The sequence below is a fragment of the Weissella sp. DD23 genome (assembly GCF_001579105.1).
Lineage (GTDB): Bacteria > Bacillota > Bacilli > Lactobacillales > Lactobacillaceae > Weissella > Weissella cibaria.
In genome coordinates this window covers 410738-414156 of sequence record NZ_KQ970390.1, presented here as the reverse complement: position 1 = coordinate 414156, position 3419 = coordinate 410738, and the positions used below count along the sequence as shown (strand labels likewise).

At 43.7% G+C, this 3419-nt stretch carries 3 protein-coding genes; all 3 read left to right on the top strand.

The features are described 5' to 3' along the window. Positions 1-104: 104 nt before the first annotated feature. Positions 105-1949: a translational GTPase TypA gene (gene typA / locus WEIDD23_RS01970; protein ID WP_010373675.1), complete on the top strand. Its 1845-nt coding sequence runs from the start codon at positions 105-107 to the stop codon at positions 1947-1949. A 143-nt stretch (positions 1950-2092) separates the two neighbouring features. After that, positions 2093-3325 carry an FtsW/RodA/SpoVE family cell cycle protein gene (locus tag WEIDD23_RS01965; protein WP_010373673.1) on the top strand — a complete coding sequence of 411 codons (1233 nt, stop codon included), beginning with the start codon at positions 2093-2095 and terminating at the stop codon, positions 3323-3325. Next, on the top strand, positions 3322-3419 hold a 98-nt coding region (locus WEIDD23_RS14335), incomplete at its 3' end, for a DUF2129 domain-containing protein (RefSeq protein WP_242865408.1). The genes WEIDD23_RS01965 and WEIDD23_RS14335, both read left to right, overlap by 4 nt.

Here is a 3419-nt window from a genome sequence, read left to right as displayed (position 1 = left end):
AATGCTTATTTCTATAGGTGGGCCGCGTGTAAGCGGCTCACTTTTGTTAGTTGTTACACCGATTAGAGTAAAAAAGTGACGTATAGTCAAGGAGAATTAGGATTTTGGCAAAGCGCGAAAACATCCGTAACATTGCAATTATTGCCCACGTCGACCACGGTAAGACGACGTTGGTTAATGAATTGTTGAAGCAATCAGACACGCTTGATATGCGTACTGAACTTGGCGATCGTGCCATGGACACAAACGATCTTGAAAAGGAACGTGGAATCACGATCTTGGCCAAGAACACGGCCGTTAAGGTTGGCGACAAGCAAATTAACATCTTGGACACGCCAGGGCACGCGGACTTCGGTGGTGAAGTTGAGCGTATCATGGGTATGGTTGACGGTGTTTTGTTGGTTGTTGATGCCTTTGAAGGTACGATGCCACAAACTCGTTTCGTTTTGAAGAAGGCCTTTGAGCAAAACTTGACGCCAATCGTTGTTGTGAACAAGGTTGACCGTCCAGGTGCTCGTCCTAACGAAGTTGTTGATGAAGTGCTTGATTTGTTTATCGAATTGGGTGCGGATGAAGATCAATTGGAATTCCCAGTTATCTTCGCTTCAGCTATGAACGGAACATCATCATTGGATGCTGACTTGGCTACGCAAGAGCACACAATGACACCAATCTTCGACACTGTTTTCGAAACGATTCCTGCCCCAGAAGATAACTCAGACGAGCCATTGCAATTCCAAGTTTCATTGTTGGATTACAACGATTTCGTTGGACGTATCGGTGTTGGACGTGTCTTCCGTGGTAAGATCAAGGTCGGAGATAACGTTACGGTTATGAAGCTTGATGGTACGCACCAAAACTTCCGTGTAACGAAGTTGTTTGGTTTCATTGGTTTGGACCGTGTTGAAATTAACGAAGCTATTGCTGGTGATTTGATTGCTCTTTCAGGTATGGAAGAAATTTCAGTTGGTGAAACGGTTGTTGATCCAGCCCACTTGGATGCTTTGCCAATTTTGCGTATTGACGAACCAACGTTGCAAATGACGTTCCGTACGAACGATTCACCATTTGCTGGTCGCGAAGGTAAGTTTGTGACGGCTCGCCAATTGGAAGATCGTTTGCGTCGCGAATTGCACACTGACGTTTCATTGCGTGTTGATGACACTGATGAAGCTGGTGCATGGTTGGTATCAGGACGTGGTGAGTTGCACTTGTCAATCTTGATCGAAAACTTGCGTCGTGAAGGCTTTGAATTGCAAGTTTCACGTCCACAAGTTATCTTCAAGGAGATTGATGGCGTTGAATCAGAACCATTCGAAGCAGTTCAAATTGATACACCTGACGAGTACTCAGGTTCAGTTATCGATTCATTGAACCAACGTAAGGGTGAAATGCGCAACATGGAGCCAACTGGTACGGGTACGACTCGTATGGAGTGGTTGGTACCTTCACGTGGTTTGATCGGTTACTCAACTGAGTTCATGTCATTGACGCGCGGTTACGGTATCTACAACCACACGTACGAGACGTACGCACCGGTTGTTAAGAACTGGAACCCTGGTCGTCGTAACGGTACTTTGGTTTCAATTAACCAAGGAACTGCAACGACTTACGCTATCATGGGAGTTGAAGATCGTGGAACGATGTTCATCCACCCAGGTGACGATATCTATGAAGGAATGGTTGTTGGTATGAACAGCCGTGACAACGATATCTCAGTTAACGTTACTAAGGCCAAGAACCAAACTAACGTTCGTTCATCAAACAAGGACCAAACTGCCTCAATCAAGACGCCACGTGATATGACGCTTGAAGAGTCATTGGAGTTCTTGGATGACGATGAATACGCTGAAGTAACGCCAGAACACGTTCGTATCCGTAAGCAAATTTTGGTTACGGCTGAGCGTGAGAAGGCTGCTAAGCGTCGTAAGATTGCCCAACAAGGCTAATCTATTAAAATAGACTAAGAAAACTCCTGTGGACCAGATTGCTGGTCACAGGAGTTTTTTGTAATTTCATGAAGGCCTGAGAGGAACTGCTAGTTTTGTGCTAAAATTATAAGAGCAATTAAAGACAGTAAAGGGGTTCTCCTATGCAAAAAATTAACGCACGGCGGGGCAGTCTATCTGTCTTTTGGCGTGAAGTGTTAAAAATGATTGTGAAACAAGTTAAATACATGGACATCCAGATGTTAATCGCAATCGTTGCCTTGATGGTCTTCGGGACGGGAATGGTATTCACGTCGAGTACTAACATGGCGAGTGGTTCCGCGTTAAGCTTTTTTGGAAAACAAGTCCTTTTTGCAATTATTGCATTGATCGCAATGATTGTGATGACCGTTATCCCAATTCGGTGGCATTCAAAAGGTATCAGCAAGATAATTGTGTTCTCAGTTTATATTTTAATTGGAGTCCTGATTTACACGTTCCTATTTACCGACCCTGTGTCTGGGGCCAAGGGCTGGATTAATTTTGGATTTCTATCATTTCAACCGGTCGAATATTTTAAAATTGCTTTGATTTTATGGTTTGCTTACCGCTTTTCACATCGGCAACTTGATTCAAGTCGAACCTGGCATAGTATTCGTGAGCGATTGAATATTCATGATATTTTGCCACCGTTATTTGGTGTGATTCTATCTGTTGCGATGCCTGACATGGGTGGTGCGGCTATCTTAACATTTATTATTCTGACGATGGTCTTTACGTCAGGGATAAAAGTACGGGGCTTGAGTTTCTATATTTTGGCAATCGTCGCCTTTTTGGTTGCTTTACCGTATTTGCTACCGATAATTAGTAAGACTGGCTTGATGGCTTACCAATTAAAGCGATTGGAAACATATGCCAATCCCTGGGCAGATTTAGACAGTGGTCACCAATTGATTAATTCTTACTATGCGATTAGCAATGGCGGCTTATTTGGGCGCGGCCTTGGTAATAGTATTCAAAAAACGGGTTATTTGCCAGAGCCGAATACCGATTTCATTATGGCGGTAGTTGGTGAAGAATTGGGAGCTGTGTCAATTTTGATTGTGTTAGCCGTATTTGGTTTCATCTTATGGCGACTCATTCACTTTGCACTCCAGACGCCAAGCATGCAGTACCGCTTGATGTTGTATGGTATCTCAGCCTACATCACCATTCAAATTTTAATTAATTTAGGTGGGGTTGTCGGATTACTGCCAATTACTGGGGTGACTTTCCCAATGATTTCGTATGGTGGATCATCATTATTGTCATGGGGAATAACGTTTGGCATTGCATTTAATGTTATCGGTTTGATTAAACAACAACAAGAATACGAAAAGGAGCGTGCGTCGGTATGACATTTGAAGTTACCCAGCGGCGCAGTGTCATTGTCCACCTAAAGAATGTGCGACAGGCACGCCAATTACGGCGCTTTGGCGTGGTGAGTTATAT

What these genes read in the sequence shown, in the direction of transcription:
- WEIDD23_RS01965 (WP_010373673.1), top strand. Translation starts at nt 2,093, where the DNA reads ATGCAAAAAATTAACGCACGGCGGGGCAGTCTATCTGTCTTTTGGCGT.